The following is a 24,791-nucleotide window of genomic DNA, read 5'->3' on the forward strand; positions in this document are numbered from 1 at the left end:
ACTCACTGGTGAATGGTGCTAACTGTGAGAGAGCATTTTGATGTGAGTCTAAGAATGTTAATAATTGGAAAAAGTAGTGACTTATCACAGGTTATAAACATGACGAAATTATGATTTATGGTATTAATGCCATTGAACGTGAATGATTTAAAGTAACGCAATAGAAAGGACGGCAGAGCATAAGAAGGCAAAAAAGCACATCCCTGAGCGACTAAACTAACGGATGAGCTTTGCTACAATGCCTGATACGTGGCTTTTGCTAAACACATTTCAATATGGAAGATAATAAGAAGATAGAATTACATATTACACTGACGCAAGCCAACTACATTAACTCATTATTTGATAGACCAATGTTTGCCATTGATTTAAACAAAAAAACGTTTCGACCTGTTAATGATGTTCGTTTTTACGATTGGTTACAAAACCTTGCGCAAGGGGAACAAGAATGATAGGCTTTAAGCTTCGTGTTTGAGAGACGGTGTTGAGTGATAGGAGGGGGTTCGATAAGTATTAATGACCAATCTTTTAGTGTCATAAGCAAAAATTAATCAATTTAGCGCGCTATTGAAAACATGGCGCGCTAAATTGATTAATTTCGTAAGCGTAATATTATGTCTGCGTTTTAATGCAATAGTAAGACGGGTTATAATTAGGTTTTATGATAAATGAAATCGTAATTATAAGGCGGTTAAAAAAGCAATGAGCCCAAAAATAATACCAGGAAAGTTAGCGAGTGCAACTGGAATATCTCGCTGATCCTTATATAAAGCATAGACAACCCATAATAAGCAGTTAATGGCTGCAACTAAAGGTTGAATGGGGTTACCCTTGGATCCTGATAAGTTATCCATTATCTGAGGAATGTATGATACATACATCATGATGGCCATAGCGGTGGCCACCCAACTCAGATATCGGATAAATCGTTTCTTTTTCATAATAGCCTCCATGAGTCGAATGATACAACAACTTTTATATAAAATCAAGTGAAACATGTAACAAATAAATGATTAAAAAATAATTAAACACTGAAAAAAGCGATATTTACAGGGATGAAATTGTAAATATCGCTTTTTTAATTTGTTACAATATAAACTAATTGTTGACTACTTGTTCGAAACCATTCTTGATGGCATCATTTTGTGTTTCTGTAAAGATTAAATCATCACCATTAGTTGTCCGAGAAACATAGACTTTGGGTTGATTATTTTGAATAACAAATAAATAAAGTGCACGATTAAATGTACCTTGCGCGCCAACGTTTCCAGCAGCTGCTGCGACAACTTTTATAGGCGCATCACCTGAACCGTCTGGTGACCAAGTTGGTGTCACGTTCATGTTATCAAACTTAATATGATTATTATATTTACCGCTTGTTAGTGCCTCTGGAAATTTGACGCCATATAGATCTGGCGTTTTATTATCATAGGTACCATCAAATTTTTGGTTCATTTGTGATTGCCAGCTTTGCATGAAAGTTGATAGTTCTTTTTGCTTCTCTAAACGCCAACCTGCATTGACGTGACTATGATTTTCATCTTTACTATCTGCTGTATTAGGGCCAGTGACGACAGATGTTGAAGAACTGGCGGTAGATGGCAATATAATAGAATCAGCTTTTTTTTCAGGTGATGCTCTATGCGATTTTGTTACGGCATTCTGTGTTGCATGTGGCTTATTATTGTTGCCGTAAATGAGTAATGAACTCATAGCAATAATGATGACTATAATGGTACTTACAGCGATAATGATTTTCTTTTTAAATGACATGTTAACGCTCTCCCATAACAACGAATTATATTTAAATTATATCATGAATGTTACTAAAACGTTACATTTTAATAAAATATAGTCGTGTCTTCTGACTGCATCAGTGTGAACAAACAAAGTGAGCAAATATACTGTCTCAATCATGATAGCATGTTAAACTAAATGTATATCAAGCAATCTTTCATAAAGGAGAACATCATCATGTCAATTGAAGAAAAATTTGATAGCGCTAAAGACAAGATCGTTGGTAAGGCTAAGGAGTTAGAAGGTAAGCTAACTGGTGATAAAGTACGTGAAGCCGAAGGTAAAGCCCAAGGCGTTGTAGGTAAAGCAAAAGATGCTGTCGCTGATGTGAAAGATGGCGTCAAAGAAGCTGTTAAAGATTACAAAGAAGACAGCAAAAAAGAAATTGATAAGTAAGCAGTAGCTAAAAAAGTAATGAAAAAGCGCGTTGTCAAAATTGGCAACGCGCTTTTTCATTTCATCTTAATCCAACAAAATGTTAGCATAGAAACTAAAGGAGATTAAGATGTATACGAAACGATTTGTGCAACTATTCGTTATTTTTCTTGTGACAATGTTTATTGCCACGTTTATTTTGCAACAATTAAACATACAGGGATATGTTTATCAAGCATTAACCTTGACGATAGTGGGGTATATTATTCTCACAATTCCACTGACCATTTTGACCATATTAAAGCAACGCAAAAAATTTAATAATTCGACGTCGAACCAGTCAAAAGACATGCTACAAAAGACATTAGAGACGTTGGAAAATGTGATGGTGCTATCAACCGTATCTGAAAGTAAGGCGCTAACAACCAGTGTGATTACTTTCAAGCAATCACGGAGTGAATCAAATGTTTTTTACCTTGTTACAGCTGGTGACACACAACGTGTAGCACAAATAAGAGCGACAGGACGGGCCGCGTTTACGACATGGTATCAAGCGAAGACAGGGCAGCGTATCAGTTCGAATCAAGTCACTGCTACAATTATTGACGACAGAGAGTTACAACATACGTTAGATAAACACCCAGAAATTAAAGAATTATCAGATGATTTTAGTCATCAAGTGATTATTAAATTGCGTGTGCATACTTTAATCATTGAGTCCTTTAGAGACCAGCCACGCGTGATGACTTTTGAAAATTGACTAGGTTGATGTAGAAATTACTTTGTGATAAAAAATAAAAACAACTTGTGAATAGCTTTTTATTTTGTTAATCGTTTGCTTTTATTTATATGACTTATCTGGCTAATATAATTTGTGAATTAGTGTTATAAAAGTTAGTGAAAAAACTTTTATTTTGATATTAGAAGGACTATAATGAAATTGTTGTTAAGTAGTTATGCAATCTGTATTGAAAGAAAGGTCGAAAAACATGAGTTACCAAACAGTTAATCCGTTTACAGCTGAAGTTATTAAGACATTCGACAATCATGATGATGCCTATGTCGAAAATGCACTTGCCAAAGGCCATGCCTTATACAAAAAATGGCGTAATGATCCGGTTGAAAGTCGTGCAGCAGCCCTTAATAAGGTTGCAGATGTCATGGCAGAAAAAGCCGATGAGCTTGCTAAAATTTTGACACTTGAAATGGGTAAGCGCTTTTCTGAAGCACAAGGAGAAGTGGCGATTAGTGTCGCTATTGCGCGATACTATGCAAAAAATGCAGCTGAATTCCTTAAGCCAAAAGAAATCGCATCAGCCATTGGGCCGGCACAAACAATTTCAAGACCAACTGGTGTACTACTAATGGTCGAACCTTGGAATTTCCCATACTATCAAATTATGCGTGTGTTTGCACCGAATTATATGGCAGGCAATCCTATGGTTCTCAAGCACGCTAGTAATACGCCAATGGCTGCGGATGCTTTTGAAAAACTCGTTCAGGAAGCCAACTTGCCAGAAGGCGCCTTTACCAACTTATTTATAGACTATGATCAAGTCAGTCAGATTATTGCCGATGAACGTGTTCAAGGCGTGGCACTCACAGGTTCTGAAAGAGCCGGCCAGCTAGTTGCTTCTGAAGCAGGAAAGAATATGAAGCAGAGTTCGCTTGAACTCGGTGGTAGCGATCCGTTCATTGTATTGGATGATGCAGATTTATCAGAAATTAAAAAAATTATTAGCGGTGCACGGCTATACAATGCGGGCCAAGTCTGCACATCTTCTAAGCGTTTCATTGTAACAGAAAAGAATTATGATGCTATTGTAGATATGCTAAAGACAGCCTTTTCAGAGGCTAAGTTAGGTGATCCGATGCTACCGGAAACAACATTGGCACCACTTAGCACGGTGAAAGCAAAAACAAACCTGACTAAGCAAGTCAAAGCAGCTGTTGAAGCTGGCGCAACGTTAGCATTTGGTGACGTTGAACAAAATCAGCCAGCAGCTTTGTTTGAACCAGTTATTTTAACTGATATTACAAAAGAAAATCCAGCATTTTACCAAGAGTTCTTTGGTCCTGTAGGACAGGTGTATAAAGTTCGCGATGAAGCGGAAGCTATTGCGCTAGCAAATGATTCACACTACGGTTTGAGCGGCGTTGTCTTTGGTGGCTCAGCAGAACATGCTGCCGAAGTTGCTTCACAAATTGAGACAGGTGTTGTCTTCGTGAATAGTTTTGGTGGCACATTACCTGAATTACCATTTGGTGGTGTAAAAAATTCCGGCTATGGTCGTGAGCTCGGTGACTTAGGCATTGACACCTTTGTCAACAAGGAAACAATTGTGACAAAACACGAACCAATTGATCTAGATGATGCCTTTGGCGGTTTTGTCTAATCGCTATCTAAAAGCAGTGTTATTATTAAAAGCCTAAGCGGTGACCTTATCTTGGTCGCCGTTTTTTGAGTTAAAATGTTACAATAATAGCATGATGACACGTGATGATAATGTGAATGTATTGCCTGGTGTTGGGCCAAAAAGGCTCGAGGCATTACATGAAATTGGTATTTTTACAATTGAAGATTTAGTCACTTATTTTCCTTTTCGCTATGAAGATTTAGGTGAGCGGGTGCCTTCTGAAACGTTAGATGGGGACAAAGTGACATTTAAAGGGATTGTTAGTACACCAGCTGTAATGACACGTTTTGGCAAAAAAACACAGACACGTTTTGGATTGTTAATTGCCCATGAAAATATTCGTGTCACTTTTTTTAATCAGCCTTGGATTACGCAAAACATCATTGTTGGTGAGGAAATTGCAGTTTACGGCACATATAACGCTGCAAAAGCTGCTATGACAGGCATAAAAATGATTAATGCTTCGGTCGATGGGCTAGATCCTATCTACCCAGCAACCAAGCAAATTGCTGCTAAAACAATTCGACATTTAATTGAAATCGCTTGGTCTGAAGTCAGGGGAACAATACCGACACTTGTGCCGGAAACTATCCGACAAAAGTATCGTTTATTGGATCGCAATACCCAGATTGAAAATATGCATTTTCCAGTCGACATGGCTGCAGCGAAAGCAGGTCGTCGCAGTGCCGCATTTGAAGAGTTTTTCATTTTTCAAATGCGACTACAGTTACTAAAATTAGCAGACCAAAACTTTGCCGGAGAAGGTATTGATTATGATGAGACGGCGCTAGTTAATTTTGAACAGGCTTTGCCATTCGAGTTGACAGCTGCACAGCAAAAAGTTATTCAGGAAATACTTCAAGATCAAAAAAGACCGCGACACATGAACAGACTCTTACAGGGAGATGTGGGTTCAGGGAAAACAGTTGTAGCTGCTATGGCCATGTACGCAGCGGTGACGGCTGGTTGTCAGGCGGCAATTATGGCACCAACAGAAATTTTAGCGCAGCAACATGCGATGAATTTAGCCCAATTATTTGATAATGCTGGTGTTAACGTACGTGTTGAACTACTAACTAGTGGGCTAAAAGTAGCAGCTCGGCGTCATTTATTAGAAGATCTTGAAAACGGTGCAATTGACATTTTGGTTGGGACACATGCGTTACTACAACCAGATGTTGCTTTTCATCATCTCGGTTTAGCTGTTATTGATGAGCAACACCGGTTTGGGGTTAATCAACGCGCAAAATTACGTGAAAATGGGGTTAATCCTGATATTTTAGCCATGACGGCTACGCCTATTCCACGGACATTGTCTATTACAGCTTATGGGGAAATGGATATTTCAGTCATTGATCAATTGCCCAGTGGGCGAAAGACCATACAAACAAAACGATTGCGTCACAATCAGTTAGATACAGCACTGGACTTTGTTAAACAGCAAATTGACCTGGGTGCCCAAGCTTATATTGTCACACCGTTAATCGAGGAATCCGAATCGCTGGATGTACAAAACGCTACTGCTATGTATGAAGCGATGCAACTTGAATTACCTCAATATCAGATTGGTTTATTGCATGGTCGTTTATCGAATGATGAAAAAAAGCAGTTAATGGAAGATTTCAAAGCTAATCGCATTCAAATTCTGGTGGCAACGACAGTCATTGAGGTAGGTGTTGATGTACCTAATGCTAGTGTGATGCTAATTTTGGATGCGGATCGTTTTGGCTTGGCGCAGTTGCATCAGTTGAGAGGGCGTGTCGGGCGTGGTAAGCGACAGTCATACACAATTCTCGTAGCTGATCCTAAAACTGATTATGGGACTGCACGTTTGGATGCTATGGTTGAAACAACCGATGGGTTTGTTTTAGCGCAACGGGATTTGGACTTGCGAGGTGCTGGCGATATTTTAGGCACGAAACAATCGGGTGTGCCAGAATTTAATGTTGGAGACCCAGTAAAAGACTTGCGAATGTTAGAGATTGCCCAACAAGAAGCCATCGCTATCGTGAGTGATAAAACATGGGATCAAGCGCCAGCAAATCAAGCGTTGGTTAATTATTTATCTCGGACAATGGCGCAGTATCGACACTTTGATTAAACATACAAACAATTGAAATGAATTGAGGAGATAACTTTTTTATGGGTAAAATAGCTGATACCCCAATGATGGTGCAATATCATGAGATCAAGGCACAATATCCAGATGCTTTTGTTTTTTATCGGTTAGGCGATTTTTATGAATTATTTGAAGAAGATGCTATTCAGGGTGCTAAAATACTTGAGCTCACTTTAACGGCACGGAATAAAAATTCTGAAAATCCAGTACCAATGGCGGGAATACCACATCATGCGGCCCAAAACTATATCGATATTTTAGTAGACCAGGGTTATAAGGTAGCTATTGTTGAACAAATGGAGGATCCAGCAGTTGCTAAGGGGATGGTCAAGCGCGATGTGGTTCAACTTGTCACACCGGGCACAAAGATGGCGGACGGTGCTGGCGGAGATAAACAAAACAATTACTTAGCCGCAGTATTACCAGCAAAAAATGTTTGGTCTATTGCCTATGTGGATTTGTCAACGGGTGAGTTACGTGCTACCACAACAGGCCGATTTGAAGATGTCATGGATGAGTTAAGTTCATTAGAGGTTAAAGAAGTTGTTTTATCTAAAAATGATGTTGCAACAACCGAACAACAAATTGCGAGTCAGTTAGGTGAACGTGGGATTGTCATTTCAACGCAAGGCACAGCGGAACCTAGTGCAACTGTTAGCTTTTTGACGCAAGCACTTAAAGTAACTTCAGAAATTGAAGCAACGACAATCTTGCTGAATTATATTTTTGATACCCAGCGGCGCAGTCTGGATCATATTGTACCAGCCACAAGTTATGAACGGCTTAAATTTTTAAAATTTAATCAAGATACACGCAGTAATCTGGATTTAGTTGAAAATATGCGTACCAAGAAAAAAGCAGGTTCGCTGCTTGGGCTCATTGATCGTACAAATACGGCAATGGGCGGGCGTTTACTTAAACAATGGTTGTTGAAACCACTACGTGAAAGTAGCAATATTGAAGCACGTTTAGACCTAGTACAGTCGTTTCAAAATGATTTTTTAACACGTGGGGCATTGCAAGACCACTTAAAATCGGTTTACGATTTGGAACGTTTGGCAGCGCGTGCCGCAATGGGCACTATGAATGCACGTGAACTTGTACAACTCAAGCGGTCATTACGGGCGATTCCTGGGATTAAATCTGTTTTATTACAAGCTGACACGACACTTTCCAATGCCGGGCAGCAATTAGATGACATGACAGATTTGGCTGATTTAATTGATGTGGCTATTGTTGATGAGCCACCCGTTAGTGTGCGTGAAGGCAATATCATAAATGACGGTTTTGATGAACGGATTGATGGCTATCGACAAGTTTTAAAAGATAACCAGCAATGGTTAGCACAATTAGAAGTAGATGAACGTGCACAAACTGGTATTAACTCTTTAAAAGTAGGTTACAATAAGAACTTTGGTTATTATATTGAAGTGACCAAAGCAAATATTGGTCGTTTAGCCACTGACCGCTACCAACGTTTACAAACGTTAACTAATGCTGAACGTTTTGTGACACCAGCCCTTAAACAGCATGAAAGCCTGATTATTGAAGCTCAAGCGAAACGCACAGAGCGAGAGTATGAATTGTTTGTCACCGTGCGTGAGCATGTCAAATCTGATATATCTCGTATTCAAACACTTGCACAACATATTGCGCGATTAGATGTGTTATCGTCATTAGCAGATGTTGCTGATAATCAACGCTTTGTTAGACCAACATTTACAAATCAACATGTCATCAATATTATGCAGGGGCGTCACCCCGTTGTAGAGTCGATATTAGACGCAGGTGATTTCGTTGCCAACGATGTTATACTCGATGAATCAATTAATATGCAATTAATTACTGGTCCAAATATGGCTGGAAAATCAACTTACATGCGTGAATTGGCCTTAATTGTGATTTTAGCTCAAATGGGGAGCTTTGTTCCAGCAGATGTTGCCGAATTACCAATTTTTGATCAGATTTTTACGCGTATTGGGGCTAACGATGATATGGCCATGGGTCAGTCAACCTTTATGGTTGAAATGGCAGAAGCTAATGATGCGCTGCAGCAAGCAACAGCAAATTCACTTGTTTTATTTGATGAATTAGGCCGTGGTACAGCAACTTATGATGGTATGGCCTTGGCTCAAGCAATTATAGAGTTTTTAGATAAACATATTCACGCTAAAACATTATTTTCAACGCATTACCACGAACTAACAGTTTTAGCAGATAATCATACAAGCATTGAAAATGTTCATGTTGGTGCTGTCGAAGATGATGAAGGACAATTACATTTTCTCCATCAGATACAATCGGGTCCTGCCGACAAATCTTACGGTATTCACGTCGCAGCATTAGCAGGTCTACCAAAAGAGCTGATTGATAATGCAACAAGCATTTTGCACGATTTAGAGGCTGGCAAGATGATTGTGACGCAAACAAATGATCAAGTGGCATCAGCTGTGATACAACCAGATGCTCATTTATCCGAGCAAGTTGCTTTGTTTGATATGACTGTACCGGATGACAAAACACAAAAAATTCTGGATGCGCTAGACAATTATGATATTCTGAACATGACGCCAGTGGATGCGATAAATGCACTTAACCGTTTGAAAAAAATGAGAAGTTAGGAGAGATGCGTCGCGGCGCAAAATAGTTATGGGTAAAATACATGAACTATCAAATTTATTAGCTAACCAGATTGCTGCCGGAGAAGTCATTGAGCGACCGGCTAGTGTGGTAAAAGAATTAGTAGAAAATGCAATTGATGCTGGTGCCACACAAATTGACATCGTGGTTGAAAATGCAGGTGAAACATTTATTCGTGTTGTGGATAATGGTGCTGGAATAGACCCAGTCGATGTCCCACTCGCTTTTACGAGGCATGCAACCAGCAAAATTACAGACAGGCATGATCTCTTTAATATCGTCTCTTTAGGGTTCCGTGGTGAAGCACTACCTTCCATTGCCGCAATTGCTGACGTTGAATTGCGCACAAAAACAACTGAAACAACAACTGGCTTAAACTACCATATTAAAGGTGGAAAGGAAATTAGTGCTACGCCAGCTAATGGCCGTCGTGGGACGGTGATTACCGTGCGTGATTTATTTTATAACACACCTGCTCGTTTAAAATATCTTAAAAAACATCAAACAGAGTTATCAAAAATTGTCGATATTATTAATCGCCTGGCATTATCATACACAGGCATTGCTTTTACAGTAAGTGCTGATGGCCGCTCATTGCTAAGAACGACTGGCAATGGCAATCAGCAACAGGTAATTGCTGGCATTTATGGCCGTGATAACGCACAAAAGATGCTAGCAATTGCCGGTGAAAATGACGATTTTAACATAACAGGATTTATTTCCCTACCAGAATTAACACGTGGTTCACGTGAATATTTGACGGTATTAGTTAATGGTCGATATATTAAAAATTTTGCTGTCTCAAACGCTGTCATTCGTGGATATGGCTCAAAGTTAATGGTTGGCCGCTTTCCTATGGGTGTTATTAACATTAATACGAATCCATTACTCATTGATGTCAATGTGCACCCACAGAAATCTGAAATTCGTTTATCAAAAGAAATCGAATTAGCCGAATTGTTAGTCACAACCATTAAAAATCGGTTAGCTGAGGAAAATCTTATTCCAGATGCGTATGAAACACTTTATGGGCAACAAAATAAACAACAGAATACACAAAACACTTTCACACCAAAGGCACCATGGATTGCAGCAGAAGATAGTATGGACGGTCACAATGCTGAAAAAATGTCTTCACAACCGATTAGACGCTCACCAAGTTTGGTGACACCGGTTGAAATCACGAAGCGTGAAGAACTGTCATCTGACCGTGTTCTGACATTTACACAAAAGTATACGAATGAGCTACCACAACCTGTTTTCGAAACTGATAACGTAGTCGAGCAACAGGTGGCTGAACCAACAGTAACGTATCAATCTCAATATTCAGAAACTGGTAGTCATAGTCAAGAAACTTTGCCGTTGTCAGAACAAAAGCCAACAGGTTTCCCCGCCTTAGATTATATTGGCCAAATGCATGGTACGTTTTTGTTTGCCCAGAGCGAGGATAGTTTCTTTTTAATCGATCAACATGCAGCGCAAGAACGTGTCAATTACGAGTTTTATCGCGAGCAAATTGGTCAGGTCACCAATGATCAGCAACGTTTACTAGTACCGATTACAATTGATTATTCAGTTTCCGAGATGCTAGCTATTGCTGACCATCAGCCGGAACTGATGGCACTTGGTTTGCGCCTGGAACCTTTTGGTGCAACGACGATGATTATTCGTGAACATCCAACTTGGTTTGAAAAGGGCCAAGAGGAAGAAACTGTTCGTGAGATGACAGACTGGTTATTACGCGACGGCCAGCTAACGGTTGCGCAATTTCGAGAAAAAGCTGCTATCATGATGAGTTGTAAACGCGCAATTCGAGCAAATATGCATCTGTCTGACACAGCTGCACGACAACTACTAGCACACTTGAGTATGGCAGAAAATCCATATAATTGCCCGCATGGACGGCCTGTGTTAACACAATTTACATTGACAGAAATGGAAAAAATGTTTAAACGTATTCAAGAGTCACACGAGAAATGGGAAAGTTACGATAATCATCCGTTTTAAATAATACTGTCAGTTTGAGATTGGCATTTAGGAGAGAACTATGAATAATAATGATATTGTTATCCGCTTACGTTATGCGCTGAATATCAAAAAAAGCGATTTGATAAAAGTTTTTGCTTTAGGAGGTATGACATTAGACGAAGCAAAAGTTAATGATATATTAACTAAACAAGAGCCTGATAGTAAGCGTGATGATAAGCTCACTATGCAGCAACTAGAAGGATTTATGAATGGTTTAATTATTTCACAGCGAGGCCAAAAAATTGGGGCTGATTTGCAACCCATTGCGCCGACTTTTGACATGGCTAAAGAAGAAGACATTAATAATGTAGTGATGAAAAAATTGAAAATTGCTATGTCTTATACAAGTGATGATTATATGGCCTTTATGGCGAAAGCAGGCATTGAAGTATCTAACTCAGAACTAAGTGCTGTCTTAAGACGGCCAGATCATCGTAATTATAAGCCAGCTGGTGACCGCTATTTGCGAAATATATTAAAGGGGATGGCCATGACCTACCGTCCTGATAACGGCAAATCATAAGCTATTTATTGTATAAATATTCACAATTGTGTAGAATAATGGTAGTGAAGCTTGTTAAGGAGAATAAAATGACAGAACAGACTTTCATTATGGTAAAACCTGACGGTGTATTACGCGGTAAAATAGGTGACATTATTATGCGTATTGAAAACAAAGGTTACCGTATCGTTGCTATGAAAATGTTGACCCCAACGGCTGAGCTGTTAGCCCAACATTATGCTGAACATGTCAATAAACCTTTTTACCCTGCGCTTGTGGACTACATGACATCTGGTCCAGTTGTCGCAATCATTGCTGAAGGGGAACAAGTTGTTGCCGGATGGCGTCATATGATGGGCGAAACAAATCCAACCTTGGCAAACCCTGGAACCATTCGTGGCGACTTTGGGCGTGAATGGCGAGCGGAAGCGATGATGAATTTAGTACATGGTTCGGATAGTGTCGCTTCGGCGCAACGCGAAATTAACCTTTGGTTTGCTTAAATATGTAGCTTGAAATAGACGAAAATGGGTCTAATTTCAAGCTTTTTTGTTGCATTCTCAGTGCTGATGGTAAAAGTTTGGTAAAATAAAGAATATAGACTCGGAGATTAGAAAATGATATTAAATAACATGACAATACTCGAGAACCAACCACTTGCACCTTTTGCACATACTCAGGTTGGTGGCGTAGTAGACTATTTAGCAATTCCTAAGACGTTAACAGAATTAAAAGAAGTACTGGACTGGGCAAAAAAAGCCCAACATCAAGTGTACATTTTTGGTCGCCTATCTAATCTCGTTGTGCGTAATGGTGGGCTGCGAGGCGTGGTTATCTTATTACATGAGCTGCATACTATTCAAGTCACTGACGATACGATTACTGCAGAAGCAGGCGCAGACCTCATACTAGTTGCTGAGGTAGCCATGGAACATGGTTTGACGGGCTTAGAGTGGGGTGCTGGTATTCCAGGATCCGTTGGTGGTGCCGTTTTTATGAATGCAGGCGCTTACGGCGGACAAGCGGATATGGTTGTTAGTTCAGCTACAGCTATCATGCCTAATGGCACAATTCAGACTTTTTTGGCAGAGGCGCTTGACTTTGGTTATCGTCAATCTATTTTCCAAGAGAATCAAGGGATTATTATTAGTGCTACTTTCTGCTTGACATCAGATGATCAACGCGCAATTAAAGAGCGAATGGATGACAACAATTATCGACGTGCCGATAAGCAACCATTGAATTACCCGTCCAATGGCTCGGTCTTTAAGCGACCGGAAGGATACTTCGCAGGCAAATTAATCATGGATTCTGGTTTGCAGGGTCAGCGTGTTGGTGGCGTTGAAGTCTCCAAAAAGCATGCTGGATTTATGGTGAATGTCGCGCAAGGGACTGGCAATGATTATGAAGATTTGATTCATTTTGTTCAAGACACTGTTCAGGAAAAGTATGGTGTCATGCTCGAAACTGAAGTACGTATCATGGGAGAAAGGTAAGCTATGGCCATACTTGAACTCATTGTTATTCTAATTGTCTCAGTGACCGTTTCAAACGTGATTTCTCATTTTGTACCAGACGTGCCTGTCAGTCTTTTTCAAATTGCGATTGGTCTGATATTGGCTTGGGTATTTGGTGTTTTTATTGCGGTTGACGCACACTGGTTCATGCTTTTATTTGTTGCTCCACTTCTGTACAATGATGCTTGGCGCTTTCCTAAACGAGAGCTGTGGGAGTTACGTGGTCCAATTTTAGGGAATGCCATTCTACTGGTACTATTAACCACGCTGGTTGGTGGGTTCTTGATACATTTGTTAATACCACAATTTCCAAAATCAGTCGCTTTAGCACTTGCAGCTGTTGTGTCACCCACTGATCCTGTTGCCGTACAGGCAATTGCAAAACGTGTTAAACTGCCTGCAAATGTGATGCACATTGTGTCTGGAGAAAGTTTGATTAATGACGCTAGTGGCTTGGTTAGTTTTAATACGGCAATTAAGGCAACCGTTGCGGGGACATTCTTACTAACAGATGCCATAGGTAATTTTTTTTGGATGACAATTATTGGCCTAATCGTTGGTTTGGTTTTGGGAAACATTGTTAGTCTGTTACGAGATACTTTTGATCGTGTGGGCTTAACAGATGTGGTCTTTCATACCGTTATTATGTTGTTATCGCCATTCTTGATTTATTGGGCGGCTGAAGATATTTTTCACTCATCAGGTGTGATTGCCGTGGTGGCTGGGGGAATCATTACCAAAATTTTGAGTGATCAACAGATTGATGCGCGTAACCCTGAAATTTCGGTGACAGCAGTGCGCACTTGGGAAATATTTGTTTATTTACTGAATGGCGTTATTTTTGTATTATTAGGCATCGAATTACCGCAAGCGATTGATGTTGTGATTAAAAGTTCGCAAATACATACCGGACGTGCCATTTTTTACGGCATTGCCGTTTGGGTAATTATTTTTGTTATTCGAACACTTTGGGCTTATGGTAATCAAGTGATGTTGTACATTAAAAATGGCGAACATAAGCCAGATATGAAAACGTCGTTAACACTTGGTTTATCTGGTGTACGTGGGGCAGTAACCATGGCCGCTGTTATGACCATTCCAACGGTTGTAGCCGATGGTTCAGAATTTCCACAACGTAATCTTCTCGTATTTGTGGCGGCAGTTGTTGTTATTGTGAGTTTATTGGTTGCTACCATAATGTTGCCATTTGTGACCAAGGAACGGTCAGCCCATGATTTTACGCAACCAGAAATGTTAGATGCAGAAGTAGATAGCACCAGTGAGGCGCACAAAGCAGATTTATCTGAAGCACAAGCACGTATTTTTGCGATGCAGATTGGTATTCAGACGTTACGTGAATCCCAGCGAGATGATAATCGTGCGATAGTTTACGAATTGGTGACACGTAAGCAGGGCACGATTACACAAATCCGTCGCCAAATGCCAATGGCACAAACTAAAAAGCCACTAAGTGATGATTCAGAGCTGCGCCGTGTTGCACTCGATGCACAACGTGATCGCCTGCAACAGCTTTTAGTTAATGAGGAAATATCGCCGTTAACATTTTCATCTCAATCACGACGTTTAGAGCGCTTGGAAAATTTGATTGCTACTGATAAGACATACAGAATGTCAACGCAATGGGCATGGGAACTCATCAGGCGTGGACTACGTAGTATCCGGATATGGTTCTCTGATGAAACAACTGATAAGGTAAAAAAAGAAACCTCGTTAGCAATTCGAGAAACCTCTAAAGCAGCGATAAAAAAATTATCAGAGCATATGACGCGTTATAATGGTGATACGGTGTCTCATCGTATTGAACGGCAAAATGCATATAATCTAATTGTCGCTTACCGTTATCGGATTGAACATGATAAGCATCTTGATACACCACAACAACGCGAAATCGATGAAAAGCTACGCATGGAGTTGGAATTAAAAGCGCTTAATGTTCAGCGTGAGACAATTCAAAATCTTTATGAACAAGGTAGAATTACGCGACAAGCAGGCATTAACATCAGGCAATTTATTAATTTTGCGGAAACCGCTGCATTAGCTGGTAAAAATGAATCATAGGTGCTTAATATACCATAAGACTTGTTCATAAATTAGGAAAAGGAATTTATATGTTACCATACTTAACAATCAGTAATATGATGCATGCTGTTGATATTGCTATCATTTGGTTTTTACTTTATAAGATTATTCAATTTGTTGAGGGCACACGTGCTTTGCAAATTTTGCTTGGCGTAGGCGCAGTTATCTTAATTAAAGTCATTAGTTGGTATTTGGGTCTAGGAACAGTATCTTGGGTAATGGATCAACTCATTACTTGGGCGCCAATTGCTTTGGTAGTCATTTTCCAACAAGAAATTCGCCGTGGCCTTGAAACATTAGGACGACGATTGACGCTCAGACGTGCACATATTGATAATACGTTTGAGCACCAGCTTATCAAAAGCTTAGATGTCGCATTACAATATATGTCAAAACGTCGTATTGGGGCTTTAATTACGATTCAAAGAGATGCACAACTTGACGAGTACATTAAGACAGGCATTAAGTTAGATGCCTATGTGACGGGGCAATTATTGATTAATACGTTTATTCCTAATACACCCTTGCATGATGGGGCTGTTATTATCAGTAAAGCGCGTGTGGCAGTCGCTTCAGCTTATTTACCATTATCTGAAAGTACACGTATTCCAAAAGAACTTGGTACGCGACATCGTGCAGCTGTAGGTATATCCGAGGCCAGTGATGCTATCACTGTTGTTGTGTCTGAAGAGACTGGCGAAATTTCGATTACACAAAATGGTGACTTATTACGGCATATGGATCAGGAAAGTTATATGAACTTTTTTGAAAAGCAATTCTTAGCTGAACGTACCGCACCTGTTAGGAATCGTCATTGGTGGCAAAGAGGGGGACGTGCACAGTGAAAAAGATTGGACAATCAAAAATTGTAAATCTCGTGATTTCTTTACTTATTGCATTACTATTGTTTGCCTATGTTATCAGTACAAAGTCAGGAGTAGCTAATTCAAGGGGAGCCGATAATTTTTCAACATTAATTCCTGAGAAAAAAGCAACGCTAAAAATTCCATTGAATTTGCAGTTTGATAGTGACCGTTATGTTGCAATTGGCGCGCCAACAACTGTACAAGTATCTATTGAGGGGGCAGGCGCTCTAATTTCGGCAGCACAAAGTCGTAATGATATACAGGCTAGTGCTGATTTAAGAGGCTTAGCCCCAGGAAAGCATACCGTTACAATCGCATTGCGCGGTGTGAATTCATCATTGACCTCAACCGTTGATCCTCAGAAGATAACGGTCACTATTGCTAAACGTACTACGACAACATTACCTGTCAATGTGACTTATGATAAAAATGCTATTGCAAAAGGCTATACGGTTAGCGATACAAGTGTTGATCCTAAGCGAGTGACTATTAGTGGCCCTAAGACTAATGTCGAGTCAGTTGCGACAGTGATAGCTCGGGTACCATTGCAAAATGGCGTCAAAGACACTGTGACGCAAAGTACACGGCTTGTTGCCCTTGACAAAAATGGTAACGAAGTAGAGGTTGGATTTAGCCAGCGTGTGGTCAATGTGACCGTCAACATTGCACCAGAAGACTCAAAAAAACTACAGTTAAACGCAACGATAAAGAATGGGGATGCGAGTCAGTATCAAGTGACCTTTGATCCTAAAAATGTGACGGCATTCGGCTCTTCTGATATACTTAATGCTATGAATAGCATTAGTGTGCCAGTTGATGTGGCGAATATTCAAAATCAAGGTACTGTCAAAATCAATTTACCAAGCATTGACGGCATTGTTCGCTATGATTCACCGACGGTTACTGCTAACGTGACGCATAATGGTAGCAATACGAATAACGGTGGTTCGTCCGCCAAAGAGTCTACTAGTTCATCAAGCAGCAGTAATAGCAGTAGCAGTAGCAGTGCAAATTCAAGCAGTAAGTAAAGAAAATAGGACAAGAAGATGTCAGAAATTAAGTTAAAATATTTTGGAACAGATGGTGTACGTGGCATAGCTAACGAAACATTAACACCGGAATTGGCATTCCGCTTAGGACGAACTGGTGGGGCAATTTTAACACGCCACGCTGAATCAGATAAAAAGCCGGTTGTTATTGTGGGTCGAGATACACGTATTTCTGGTGATATGTTGCAACAAGCCATGATTGCCGGGTTCTTATCAGTTGGTATTGACGTGTTGCGGTTAGGGGTTATCACAACACCTGCTGTTGCTTTCTTAGTTCAGAATTTGGAAGCAGATGCGGGGGTACAAATCACTGCTTCGCATAATCCTGCTGCTGATAATGGCATTAAATTTTTTGGTAAGGATGGATTCAAGTTATCCGACGAATTGGAATATGAAATTGAACAATTATTGGATTCACCAGAAGACTCTTTGCCACGACCAAGTGCTAATGGTTTAGGTGTTGCTAGTAATTATCCTGAAGGTGCTTTGAAGTACATGAGTTTTTTGCAGAAAACCATTCCAACGGATTTATCTGGTATGCAAGTTGCTTTAGATGGTGCTAATGGCGCAACAAGCGACTTACTGCCAAGATTGTTTGCAGATTTAAATGCGGATTTTGTGACTATGGGCACTGAACCTAATGGGCTTAACATTAATGATGGTGTGGGATCAACACATCCAGAAGCACTGGCCGACTTAGTAAAATCTAGTGAAGTGCAAGCTGGCTTAGCGTTTGATGGTGATGGTGATCGTTTAATTGCTGTAGATGAAAATGGCGACATTGTCGATGGCGATAAAATCATGTATATCACTGGCAAATTCATGAATGAACAAGGCCGATTAAAGCATAGTACTGTGGTATCAACTGTTATGAGTAATATCGGCTTTTATAAGGCATTAGCGGCTCATGACATGACGAGTGTGAAAACAGCAGTTGGTGACCGTTATGTTATGGCTGAAATGATTAAGTCTGGATACAATTTAGGCGGCGAACAATCTGGTCATATTATTTTTAGAGATTGGGCAACTACTGGTGATGGTCTGCTGACAGCATTACAATTATTGTATGTTATGAAAGAAACTGGCCAAAAATTGTCTGAATTAGCTGCTGATGTCCAAGTTTACCCACAAAAATTAGTTAATATCGCAGTTGCTGATAAAGTTGCTATACAAAAAAATCCAGCTGTCCTCGCAAAAATTGCTGAAGTAGAAGCTGAAATGGCTGGCGATGGTCGCGTGCTAGTTCGCCCGTCTGGCACAGAATCGTTACTACGTGTTATGGCGGAAGCACCAACAACTGAACTAGTTGAGAAATATGTTGAAGCTATTGCAGCGGTTGTAAGAGATCAAGGAAATGTATCATAAAGTAAGGAAGTGCCAAGTTTATTAAAAACGAGGTGCTTTTTTTGATATAATAAAGTGTAAAACTATATTTTCAAAGGAAAAAACCGTGTCACAAGACAGTTTTAAACAATATTTATTATCAGAGTTCAACATTCAATTTAATAATGAGACATTGTTGCTCGAAGCACTAACACAACGTAACTATCTGAATGAACATCCTGATGAACCAGGACGTGATTATCAAAGACTAGAGTTTTTAGGCGATTCAGTCATGCAGGTTTCTGTGGCAGAGTATCTTTTCAAGCGCTATCCTAATTGGCATGAAGGGCAATTAACGGAAATGCGTATTGCCATGGTTCAAACACGCTCTTTTGCTCATTTTTCCAGGGTAGCCCACTTAAATGAGGGTATTCGTTTAGGTAAGGGAGAAGAAATGTCGGGTGCACGTGATCGTGATTCCTTATTAGAAGACATTTGGGAAGCTTTTATTGGGGCCTTGTACTTAGATCAAGGATTCGAGGCAGTCAGAAAGTTTTTGGATCAGACATTGTTTGCGGCTGTAGATACGGATTTTTTTGATCGCTTTATTGATTTTAAAAGCCGTTTACAAGAGAAACTACAAAAAAACGGCGCTGTTGATATTGATTATCGGACTGAAAATGAACAGCAATTGTATCATAACGCACAATTATTCGAGGCAAGTGTTTCTGTAGATGATCACGAATTAGCACGTGGAACAGGTAAGTCGATTAAAGACGCCGAAAAAGCGGCAGCGCGAGCGGCACTAAAATTATTGGAAGAAAAATAAGTTATGAAACTTAAATCACTCGAAATCAGTGGCTTTAAGTCTTTTGCTGATAAAACAATTATTGAATTTATGCCGGGTATGACAGGTATTGTTGGCCCCAATGGTTCTGGTAAGTCAAATATTATTGAAGCGATGCGTTGGGTAATGGGCGAGCAAAGCGCTAAAGATTTACGGGGCACTAAGATGACCGATGTGATTTTTGGCGGGACAAACATGCGGGGCGCGTTAAATCGGGCCGAAGTCTCAATGACTTTTGATAACACAGATCATTATGTTAATTCTGATTTTAGTGAAATTAGAATTACACGTAAACTTTATCGTTCTGGAGACAGTTCATATCAAATTAACGGTGTTGAAAGTCGCTTGAGAGATGTTCACGATTTGTTCATTGATACCGGTTTGGGCCGTGAGAGCTTTTCTATTATTTCTCAGGGTCGGGTTGAAAGCATATTCAATGCAAAGCCAGAAAATCGGCGTGCCATTATTGAAGAAGTGGCTGGTGTTCATAAATATAAGCAAAATAAGGATCGGGCACAAAAGGAACTCACACAAACGCGGGACAATTTAGCACGTGTTGCAGATATCATACATGAAATTCAAGGGCGGATAGACCCACTCGCAGAACAATCAGCACAGGCAACTGATTATCTAGCACAGAAAGAACGCTTCGAAGCACTTAATCGTTTACAACTCGCCCTGACACATCATGACTTAGAGCTGAAAATTATTGAAGCCACGCGACGTGCTGAATCCAACGACGGGCTTGTCAATCAAGATAAAACTAAACTAGATGTGCTAAATAAAGCCTTGGCCGATAAACGTCAAGAACGTATCAGTGCACAATTATTACGTGATAAACTACAACAAAATATCTTACATGACACGCAAGTACGAGAACGTTTAATTGGTGCGAGCAATTTAAGTGCGCAACAAATCAAGTCACTGAACGATAGTCTAACAATTCAGGCACAACAGATAACACAGTTACAATCAGAACAAGATGATTTAACGAAGAAAAAAGACAGCCTGATAATAGAAAAGCAAAAACTGACAGTCGCTGCAGATGAATTAAAAACGCAACTCAAAAAATTTGACCGGCACCACCAGTTAGCGCAACAAAAAGACACGCAGCAAAAATTAGAACAGAATCGACATAATTATATTGAAGTAATGCAAGATATAGCAACTGTTCATAATACATTGCAGACTGAAGAAAAAGCCAAAAGCAACTTAACCGCGCGCTTGGCTAAATTGACTAATCAATTAGAAAGTGAAACGGCTGCTTTGCACACATTGTCAGCTGATTTACCTAGCAGTGATTCGGAACAACAGACGAGTCAAGTATTAAATGATTTGCAGAAAGCACTCGCCAATTGGCAACAACAAATTGACACTGCAGAAGCAAAATATCAGGCTGATGAACAAAACTGGTACCGATTGTTGAGCGATTTAAATAAGGTACGTAGCCAGTTGGATGCACGCAATGCACTTGATGAATATGCTGGCTTTTATCAAGGTGTTCGTGCATTAATGAAACCAGACATTCGTCAGGCTTATCCAGGCATTCAGGGTGTTGTTGCTGAATTGCTGACAGTACCGGTTGATTACACTTTGGCTATTGAGACTGCATTAGGGGGCGCTTTACAGCAAGTGGTTGTTGATACAACTGATACAGCTAAACAAGTTATTTCTTATTTGACGAAAAAACGTGCTGGTCGTGTGACAATTTTGCCGATGGATACCATGAAACCTCGACAGTTATCGGGACTTTATCATGTTGAGTCAATTAGCGGTTTCATTGGTGTGGCAGCTGACTTAGTGACAATGCCCAAAGATATGCGCCAAATCAAGTCTAATTTGCTTGGACAGACAGTTATTGCTAAGGACCTCGATGCGGCAACACACATTGCAAAGGCTGGGCAGCATCGTTTTCGTGTTGTGACATTAGATGGCCAGATTATTAATACTGGTGGTTCTTTGACCGGTGGTGCGAATCAGAAACAAGGGGCGACTATTTTAAGCCGACAAGCCGAAATAAATCATCTTAATCAACAAGTGGCGCAATTAACAGCCGCATCACAAAAACAAGAAAAGTCATTGCAAGAAGAACGCAAGCGTTTGAACGCGTTAAGAGAAGCTAGTCAGGCTGCAGAAACAAAATATGCAACGGCAAAAAATCAAGTGAACCAAGTAGATTATGAATTGACGCGACAGCAAGATGCCTTAAAACAGCAACAGCGTACAGTTGATGCGCTAAAGTTTGAATTGACTGATATCAAGGCACAACAAGCTGATCTTTTAGAAAAATTAGTTGCTGATGAAAAGTCATTGCAACGCTTAACCAATCAAAAAGCAACGTTAGAGTCAGAAGCTACTGAATTGAAAACAGCGTTAGCACACTTGTCAGAGCAATCACAGGTTGATCAAACACAACAAACGCTTGTTCAGACGCAACATGTTACAATGAAGACACGCGTTGATGGCTTAAATGAGCAGCTTGAACAACTCATTAACCAAAACGACACTGTAACAAATCGTTTGGCGGCATTACAAGCGCAACACAGCGCAATGAAAAAACAGCTTGTTATGGCGCAAGATAACGATGATCATGATGCAAAAGTGGCCAATATATCAGCGCGTTTAGTGCAAGCAGAAAATGATTTTGATAAGCAAACTGAACAGTTTAATAGTTTGACAGATGTCACAACGAGTTTAGAAGAACAATTCGAAGCTCAGCAAGCAAATTTACGAGTGCACATTACAGCTCAGAGTCAGACTGCTGCTGCCTTAGCACGATTGGAAACACAACTAGACAACATTAAAGGGCAATTATTGACACAATACGATTTAGTTGATATTAGTGATGTCTTAGGGCAACACCAAGTTGATGAACTACCAGAAATCACCTCACAATTGACGTTAGTCAAAAAAAGTTTGGATGAGATTGGATCGGTTAATATTGGCGCTATTACTGAATATGAAGAAGTTAAAACTAGATTTGATTTTCTAAATCAACAGCGAGATGATTTACAGTTAGCCAGCGATACGCTGTTACAGACCATTGATGAAATGGATGAAGAGGTGCAAGTGCGATTTAAAGCAACCTTTGACCAAATCGCGACACATTTTTCAGCAGTATTTTCTAAAATGTTTGGTGGCGGCCGAGCAGAAATTCGACTGACAGATCCAAAACATTTATTAACAACAGGCATCGATATTATTGCACAACCACCTGGTAAAAAGTTCCAACAAATGAGCTTACTTTCTGGTGGTGAAAAAGCTTTAACTGCTATTACGCTTCTATTTGCTATTTTACAAGTTAGACCGGTACCTTTCGTGGTATTAGATGAAGCAGAAGCAGCTTTAGATGAGGCAAACGTTGACCGCTTTGCGCAATATTTATATCATTTCTCAGGAGAGACACAATTTATTGTAATTACACATCGTAAAGGCACAATGATGAAAGCTAATCTTTTGTATGGGGTTACCATGCAAGAAGCAGGTATTTCCAAAATGATTGCGGTCGATTTAGATAAAGCAAGAGAAAGCGTGGGATAATAACTATGGGACTATTTGATATTTTCCGTAAGAAAAAAACTGATAATCAAGAAGAGGAAGGCAATCAACAAGCTAGCCGTGTATCGTCAGAATCGCTCTCAGATCAAACATCGGATCAATTGTTAGAAGAGCAACATGATGTACAATCAGAACTTGACAAATCTGAGGCACAGGTAGTAAAATCGCCAGAAACAGAAACAGAAACAGAAACAGAAACAGAAACAGAAACAGAAACAGAAACAGAAACAGAAACAGAAACAGAAACAGAAACAGAAACAGAAACAGAAACAGAAACAGAAACAGAAACAGAAACAGAAACAGAAACAGAAACAGAAACAGAAACAGAAATTGAGTCAGAACAGCAGGTCTATAATAAGGGTCTGGAAAAAACGCGGACAGGCTTTGCCGCTCGTTTCAATAAGTTTTTAGCTAACTTCCGTTCAGTGGACGAAGATTTTTTTGAAGAGCTTGAAGAAACGTTAGTTGGTGCCGATGTAGGCTTTGATATGGCCATTAAAATTTCTGATGAATTACGTGAAGAGGTTAAATTAGAAAACGCTAAACGTAAAGAAGACGTACGTGATGTCATCATTAAGAAAATGGTTGATTTATATGAGGCTGACGGCGTTGATGAAGATGCAACAATGCACTTTAATGCGAACGGGACAACAGTTATTCTATTTGTCGGTGTCAATGGTGTGGGTAAAACCACAACTATCGGGAAGTTAGCTACAAAATATCGGCAACAAGGCAAATCGGTCTTGCTTGCTGCTGCAGACACATTCCGTGCGGGGGCAACAAAACAGCTACAAGAATGGGGCGAACGTGCTGGGGTACCGGTCGTTGCTGGAAAAGAAAAAGCAGATCCAGCTTCGGTAGTGTTTGAAGCTGTTGCCAAGGCACGGGATGAACATTATGACATTTTGTTTGTTGATACAGCTGGTCGTTTGCAGAACAATGTCAACTTGATGCAAGAGTTAGAAAAAATGAAACGCATTATACAACGTGAAATTCCGGATGCCCCACATGAGGTTTTGTTGGTCTTAGATGCCACAACAGGACAAAATGCGTTGCAGCAAGCAAAGCTTTTCAAAGATTCATCAGATGTGACAGGTATCGTACTGACTAAGATGGACGGTACTGCTAAGGGTGGTATTGTGTTTGCTATTCGTAGCGAGATGCATTTGCCTGTAAAATGGATTGGCTTTGGTGAAAAAGCGAGTGATTTGCGCGTATTCAAACCGGAGGAATTTATTTATAGCTTGTTTAAGGACTTGATTGAATGAATTTTGAAGAAAAAAATCGCATAAATGGGTTATTTGGTTTCTATGGTGAGTTACTCACAACGAAACAGCAGGATTATTTGCGTTATTATTTTGAAGATGATTACTCGATTGTTGAAATTGCAGAAGCAGAGCTTGTCAGTCGACAAGCCGTCTCTGATAATATTAAGCGTGGCATTGATCAGCTTGTAAAATATGAACATGTCCTACATTTACAACGGAATTTTGAAGCCAGATCGGCAATTGAAAAGCAAGTACAAGCCTATATTGATTTACATTATCGTGACGATGAAACGTTGAAACAATTGGTTTCACAATTGTTGGCACATGAAATAGAAGATTGACTTGTGGCGTGATACGCTAATAAATCAGGAGGAAATACACAACT

20 protein-coding genes are annotated in these 24,791 nt (G+C 39.9%); 18 read left to right on the forward strand and 2 right to left on the reverse strand.

The genetic code is table 11. The features are described 5' to 3' along the window. Window positions 1-275: 275 nt before the first annotated feature. Window positions 276-452, forward strand: coding sequence for a hypothetical protein (locus tag C5L21_RS09420; RefSeq protein WP_004903589.1), 177 nt, complete (start codon window positions 276-278; stop codon window positions 450-452). Window positions 453-680: 228 nt separating this feature from the next. On the opposite strand, the gene C5L21_RS03390 is transcribed toward C5L21_RS09420, so the two are convergent. Further along, window positions 681-941, reverse strand: a complete 261-nt coding sequence (locus C5L21_RS03390; protein WP_004903587.1) for a SemiSWEET family transporter — start codon at window positions 939-941, stop codon at window positions 681-683. A 157-nt stretch (window positions 942-1,098) separates the two neighbouring features. Beyond that, the gene (locus C5L21_RS03395) at window positions 1,099-1,773 is read right to left on the reverse strand and encodes a DUF4767 domain-containing protein (RefSeq protein ID WP_004904747.1); all 675 of its coding nucleotides are present in this window, start codon (window positions 1,771-1,773) and stop codon (window positions 1,099-1,101) included. Between the two features lie 201 nt (window positions 1,774-1,974). On the opposite strand from C5L21_RS03395, the gene C5L21_RS03400 reads away from it, so the two are divergent. From C5L21_RS03400 to ylxM, 17 genes are all read left to right on the forward strand, one after another. Beyond that, a complete protein-coding gene (locus C5L21_RS03400; RefSeq protein WP_004903582.1) occupies window positions 1,975-2,193 on the forward strand; it encodes a CsbD family protein in 219 nt (72 codons plus the stop codon). Window positions 2,194-2,302: 109 nt separating this feature from the next. Further along, window positions 2,303-2,932: a pyridoxamine 5'-phosphate oxidase family protein gene (locus C5L21_RS03405; protein WP_004903580.1), complete on the forward strand. Its 630-nt coding sequence runs from the start codon at window positions 2,303-2,305 to the stop codon at window positions 2,930-2,932. 229 nt (window positions 2,933-3,161) lie between these two features. Next, the gene (locus C5L21_RS03410) at window positions 3,162-4,568 is read left to right on the forward strand and encodes an NAD-dependent succinate-semialdehyde dehydrogenase (protein WP_004904745.1); all 1,407 of its coding nucleotides are present in this window, start codon (window positions 3,162-3,164) and stop codon (window positions 4,566-4,568) included. A gap of 91 nt (window positions 4,569-4,659) precedes the next feature. Next, on the forward strand, window positions 4,660-6,690 hold the full coding sequence (gene recG / locus C5L21_RS03415; RefSeq protein ID WP_085699963.1) for an ATP-dependent DNA helicase RecG: 2,031 nt from the start codon (window positions 4,660-4,662) through the stop codon (window positions 6,688-6,690). 41 nt (window positions 6,691-6,731) lie between these two features. Beyond that, window positions 6,732-9,329 (forward strand): DNA mismatch repair protein MutS, encoded by a 2,598-nt coding sequence (gene mutS / locus C5L21_RS03420; protein WP_085699965.1) that lies wholly within the window; start codon window positions 6,732-6,734, stop codon window positions 9,327-9,329. 28 nt (window positions 9,330-9,357) lie between these two features. Beyond that, the gene (mutL, locus tag C5L21_RS03425) at window positions 9,358-11,355 is read left to right on the forward strand and encodes a DNA mismatch repair endonuclease MutL (protein ID WP_133286026.1); all 1,998 of its coding nucleotides are present in this window, start codon (window positions 9,358-9,360) and stop codon (window positions 11,353-11,355) included. A 40-nt stretch (window positions 11,356-11,395) separates the two neighbouring features. Further along, window positions 11,396-11,899 carry a YehS family protein gene (locus tag C5L21_RS03430; protein ID WP_004904741.1) on the forward strand — a complete coding sequence of 168 codons (504 nt, stop codon included), beginning with the start codon at window positions 11,396-11,398 and terminating at the stop codon, window positions 11,897-11,899. A 68-nt stretch (window positions 11,900-11,967) separates the two neighbouring features. Then, window positions 11,968-12,381 carry a nucleoside-diphosphate kinase gene (gene ndk, locus C5L21_RS03435; protein ID WP_133286027.1) on the forward strand — a complete coding sequence of 138 codons (414 nt, stop codon included), beginning with the start codon at window positions 11,968-11,970 and terminating at the stop codon, window positions 12,379-12,381. 114 nt (window positions 12,382-12,495) lie between these two features. After that, window positions 12,496-13,374 carry a UDP-N-acetylmuramate dehydrogenase gene (gene murB, locus C5L21_RS03440; RefSeq protein ID WP_004903562.1) on the forward strand — a complete coding sequence of 293 codons (879 nt, stop codon included), beginning with the start codon at window positions 12,496-12,498 and terminating at the stop codon, window positions 13,372-13,374. 3 nt (window positions 13,375-13,377) lie between these two features. Beyond that, the gene (locus C5L21_RS03445) at window positions 13,378-15,474 is read left to right on the forward strand and encodes a Na+/H+ antiporter (protein WP_004904739.1); all 2,097 of its coding nucleotides are present in this window, start codon (window positions 13,378-13,380) and stop codon (window positions 15,472-15,474) included. A 50-nt stretch (window positions 15,475-15,524) separates the two neighbouring features. After that, window positions 15,525-16,340, forward strand: coding sequence for a diadenylate cyclase CdaA (cdaA, locus tag C5L21_RS03450; RefSeq protein ID WP_004903559.1), 816 nt, complete (start codon window positions 15,525-15,527; stop codon window positions 16,338-16,340). After that, window positions 16,337-17,389, forward strand: coding sequence for a CdaR family protein (locus C5L21_RS03455; RefSeq protein ID WP_133286028.1), 1,053 nt, complete (start codon window positions 16,337-16,339; stop codon window positions 17,387-17,389). Before cdaA ends, C5L21_RS03455 begins: the two co-directional genes overlap by 4 nt. Window positions 17,390-17,407: 18 nt before the next feature. Continuing rightward, the gene (gene glmM / locus C5L21_RS03460; protein WP_099044655.1) at window positions 17,408-18,775 is read left to right on the forward strand and encodes a phosphoglucosamine mutase; all 1,368 of its coding nucleotides are present in this window, start codon (window positions 17,408-17,410) and stop codon (window positions 18,773-18,775) included. Between the two features lie 85 nt (window positions 18,776-18,860). Continuing rightward, on the forward strand, window positions 18,861-19,562 hold the full coding sequence (gene rnc / locus C5L21_RS03465) for a ribonuclease III (protein ID WP_099044654.1): 702 nt from the start codon (window positions 18,861-18,863) through the stop codon (window positions 19,560-19,562). Between the two features lie 3 nt (window positions 19,563-19,565). Beyond that, window positions 19,566-23,120 carry a chromosome segregation protein SMC gene (smc, locus tag C5L21_RS03470; RefSeq protein ID WP_133286029.1) on the forward strand — a complete coding sequence of 1,185 codons (3,555 nt, stop codon included), beginning with the start codon at window positions 19,566-19,568 and terminating at the stop codon, window positions 23,118-23,120. Window positions 23,121-23,125: 5 nt separating this feature from the next. After that, the gene (ftsY, locus tag C5L21_RS03475; RefSeq protein WP_133286030.1) at window positions 23,126-24,406 is read left to right on the forward strand and encodes a signal recognition particle-docking protein FtsY; all 1,281 of its coding nucleotides are present in this window, start codon (window positions 23,126-23,128) and stop codon (window positions 24,404-24,406) included. Further along, complete coding sequence (gene ylxM / locus C5L21_RS03480; RefSeq protein ID WP_004909011.1) at window positions 24,403-24,747, forward strand: YlxM family DNA-binding protein; 345 nt, start codon at window positions 24,403-24,405, stop codon at window positions 24,745-24,747. The genes ftsY and ylxM overlap by 4 nt, the downstream gene beginning before the upstream one ends. The last annotated feature ends 44 nt before the right edge of the window (window positions 24,748-24,791 follow it).

It is taken from the genome of Leuconostoc citreum, from assembly GCF_004354555.1.
GTDB classification, from domain to species: domain Bacteria; phylum Bacillota; class Bacilli; order Lactobacillales; family Lactobacillaceae; genus Leuconostoc; species Leuconostoc citreum.

What these genes read in the sequence shown, in the direction of transcription:
- C5L21_RS09420 (WP_004903589.1), top strand. Translation starts at nt 276, where the DNA reads ATGGAAGATAATAAGAAGATAGAATTACATATTACACTGACGCAAGCC.
- C5L21_RS03390 (WP_004903587.1), bottom strand. Translation starts at nt 941, where the DNA reads ATGAAAAAGAAACGATTTATCCGATATCTGAGTTGGGTGGCCACCGCT.
- C5L21_RS03395 (WP_004904747.1), bottom strand. Translation starts at nt 1,773, where the DNA reads ATGTCATTTAAAAAGAAAATCATTATCGCTGTAAGTACCATTATAGTC.
- C5L21_RS03400 (WP_004903582.1), top strand. Translation starts at nt 1,975, where the DNA reads ATGTCAATTGAAGAAAAATTTGATAGCGCTAAAGACAAGATCGTTGGT.
- C5L21_RS03405 (WP_004903580.1), top strand. Translation starts at nt 2,303, where the DNA reads ATGTATACGAAACGATTTGTGCAACTATTCGTTATTTTTCTTGTGACA.
- C5L21_RS03410 (WP_004904745.1), top strand. Translation starts at nt 3,162, where the DNA reads ATGAGTTACCAAACAGTTAATCCGTTTACAGCTGAAGTTATTAAGACA.
- recG (WP_085699963.1), top strand. Translation starts at nt 4,660, where the DNA reads ATGATGACACGTGATGATAATGTGAATGTATTGCCTGGTGTTGGGCCA.
- mutS (WP_085699965.1), top strand. Translation starts at nt 6,732, where the DNA reads ATGGGTAAAATAGCTGATACCCCAATGATGGTGCAATATCATGAGATC.
- mutL (WP_133286026.1), top strand. Translation starts at nt 9,358, where the DNA reads ATGGGTAAAATACATGAACTATCAAATTTATTAGCTAACCAGATTGCT.
- C5L21_RS03430 (WP_004904741.1), top strand. Translation starts at nt 11,396, where the DNA reads ATGAATAATAATGATATTGTTATCCGCTTACGTTATGCGCTGAATATC.
- ndk (WP_133286027.1), top strand. Translation starts at nt 11,968, where the DNA reads ATGACAGAACAGACTTTCATTATGGTAAAACCTGACGGTGTATTACGC.
- murB (WP_004903562.1), top strand. Translation starts at nt 12,496, where the DNA reads ATGATATTAAATAACATGACAATACTCGAGAACCAACCACTTGCACCT.
- C5L21_RS03445 (WP_004904739.1), top strand. Translation starts at nt 13,378, where the DNA reads ATGGCCATACTTGAACTCATTGTTATTCTAATTGTCTCAGTGACCGTT.
- cdaA (WP_004903559.1), top strand. Translation starts at nt 15,525, where the DNA reads ATGTTACCATACTTAACAATCAGTAATATGATGCATGCTGTTGATATT.
- glmM (WP_099044655.1), top strand. Translation starts at nt 17,408, where the DNA reads ATGTCAGAAATTAAGTTAAAATATTTTGGAACAGATGGTGTACGTGGC.
- smc (WP_133286029.1), top strand. Translation starts at nt 19,566, where the DNA reads ATGAAACTTAAATCACTCGAAATCAGTGGCTTTAAGTCTTTTGCTGAT.
- ftsY (WP_133286030.1), top strand. Translation starts at nt 23,126, where the DNA reads ATGGGACTATTTGATATTTTCCGTAAGAAAAAAACTGATAATCAAGAA.
- ylxM (WP_004909011.1), top strand. Translation starts at nt 24,403, where the DNA reads ATGAATTTTGAAGAAAAAAATCGCATAAATGGGTTATTTGGTTTCTAT.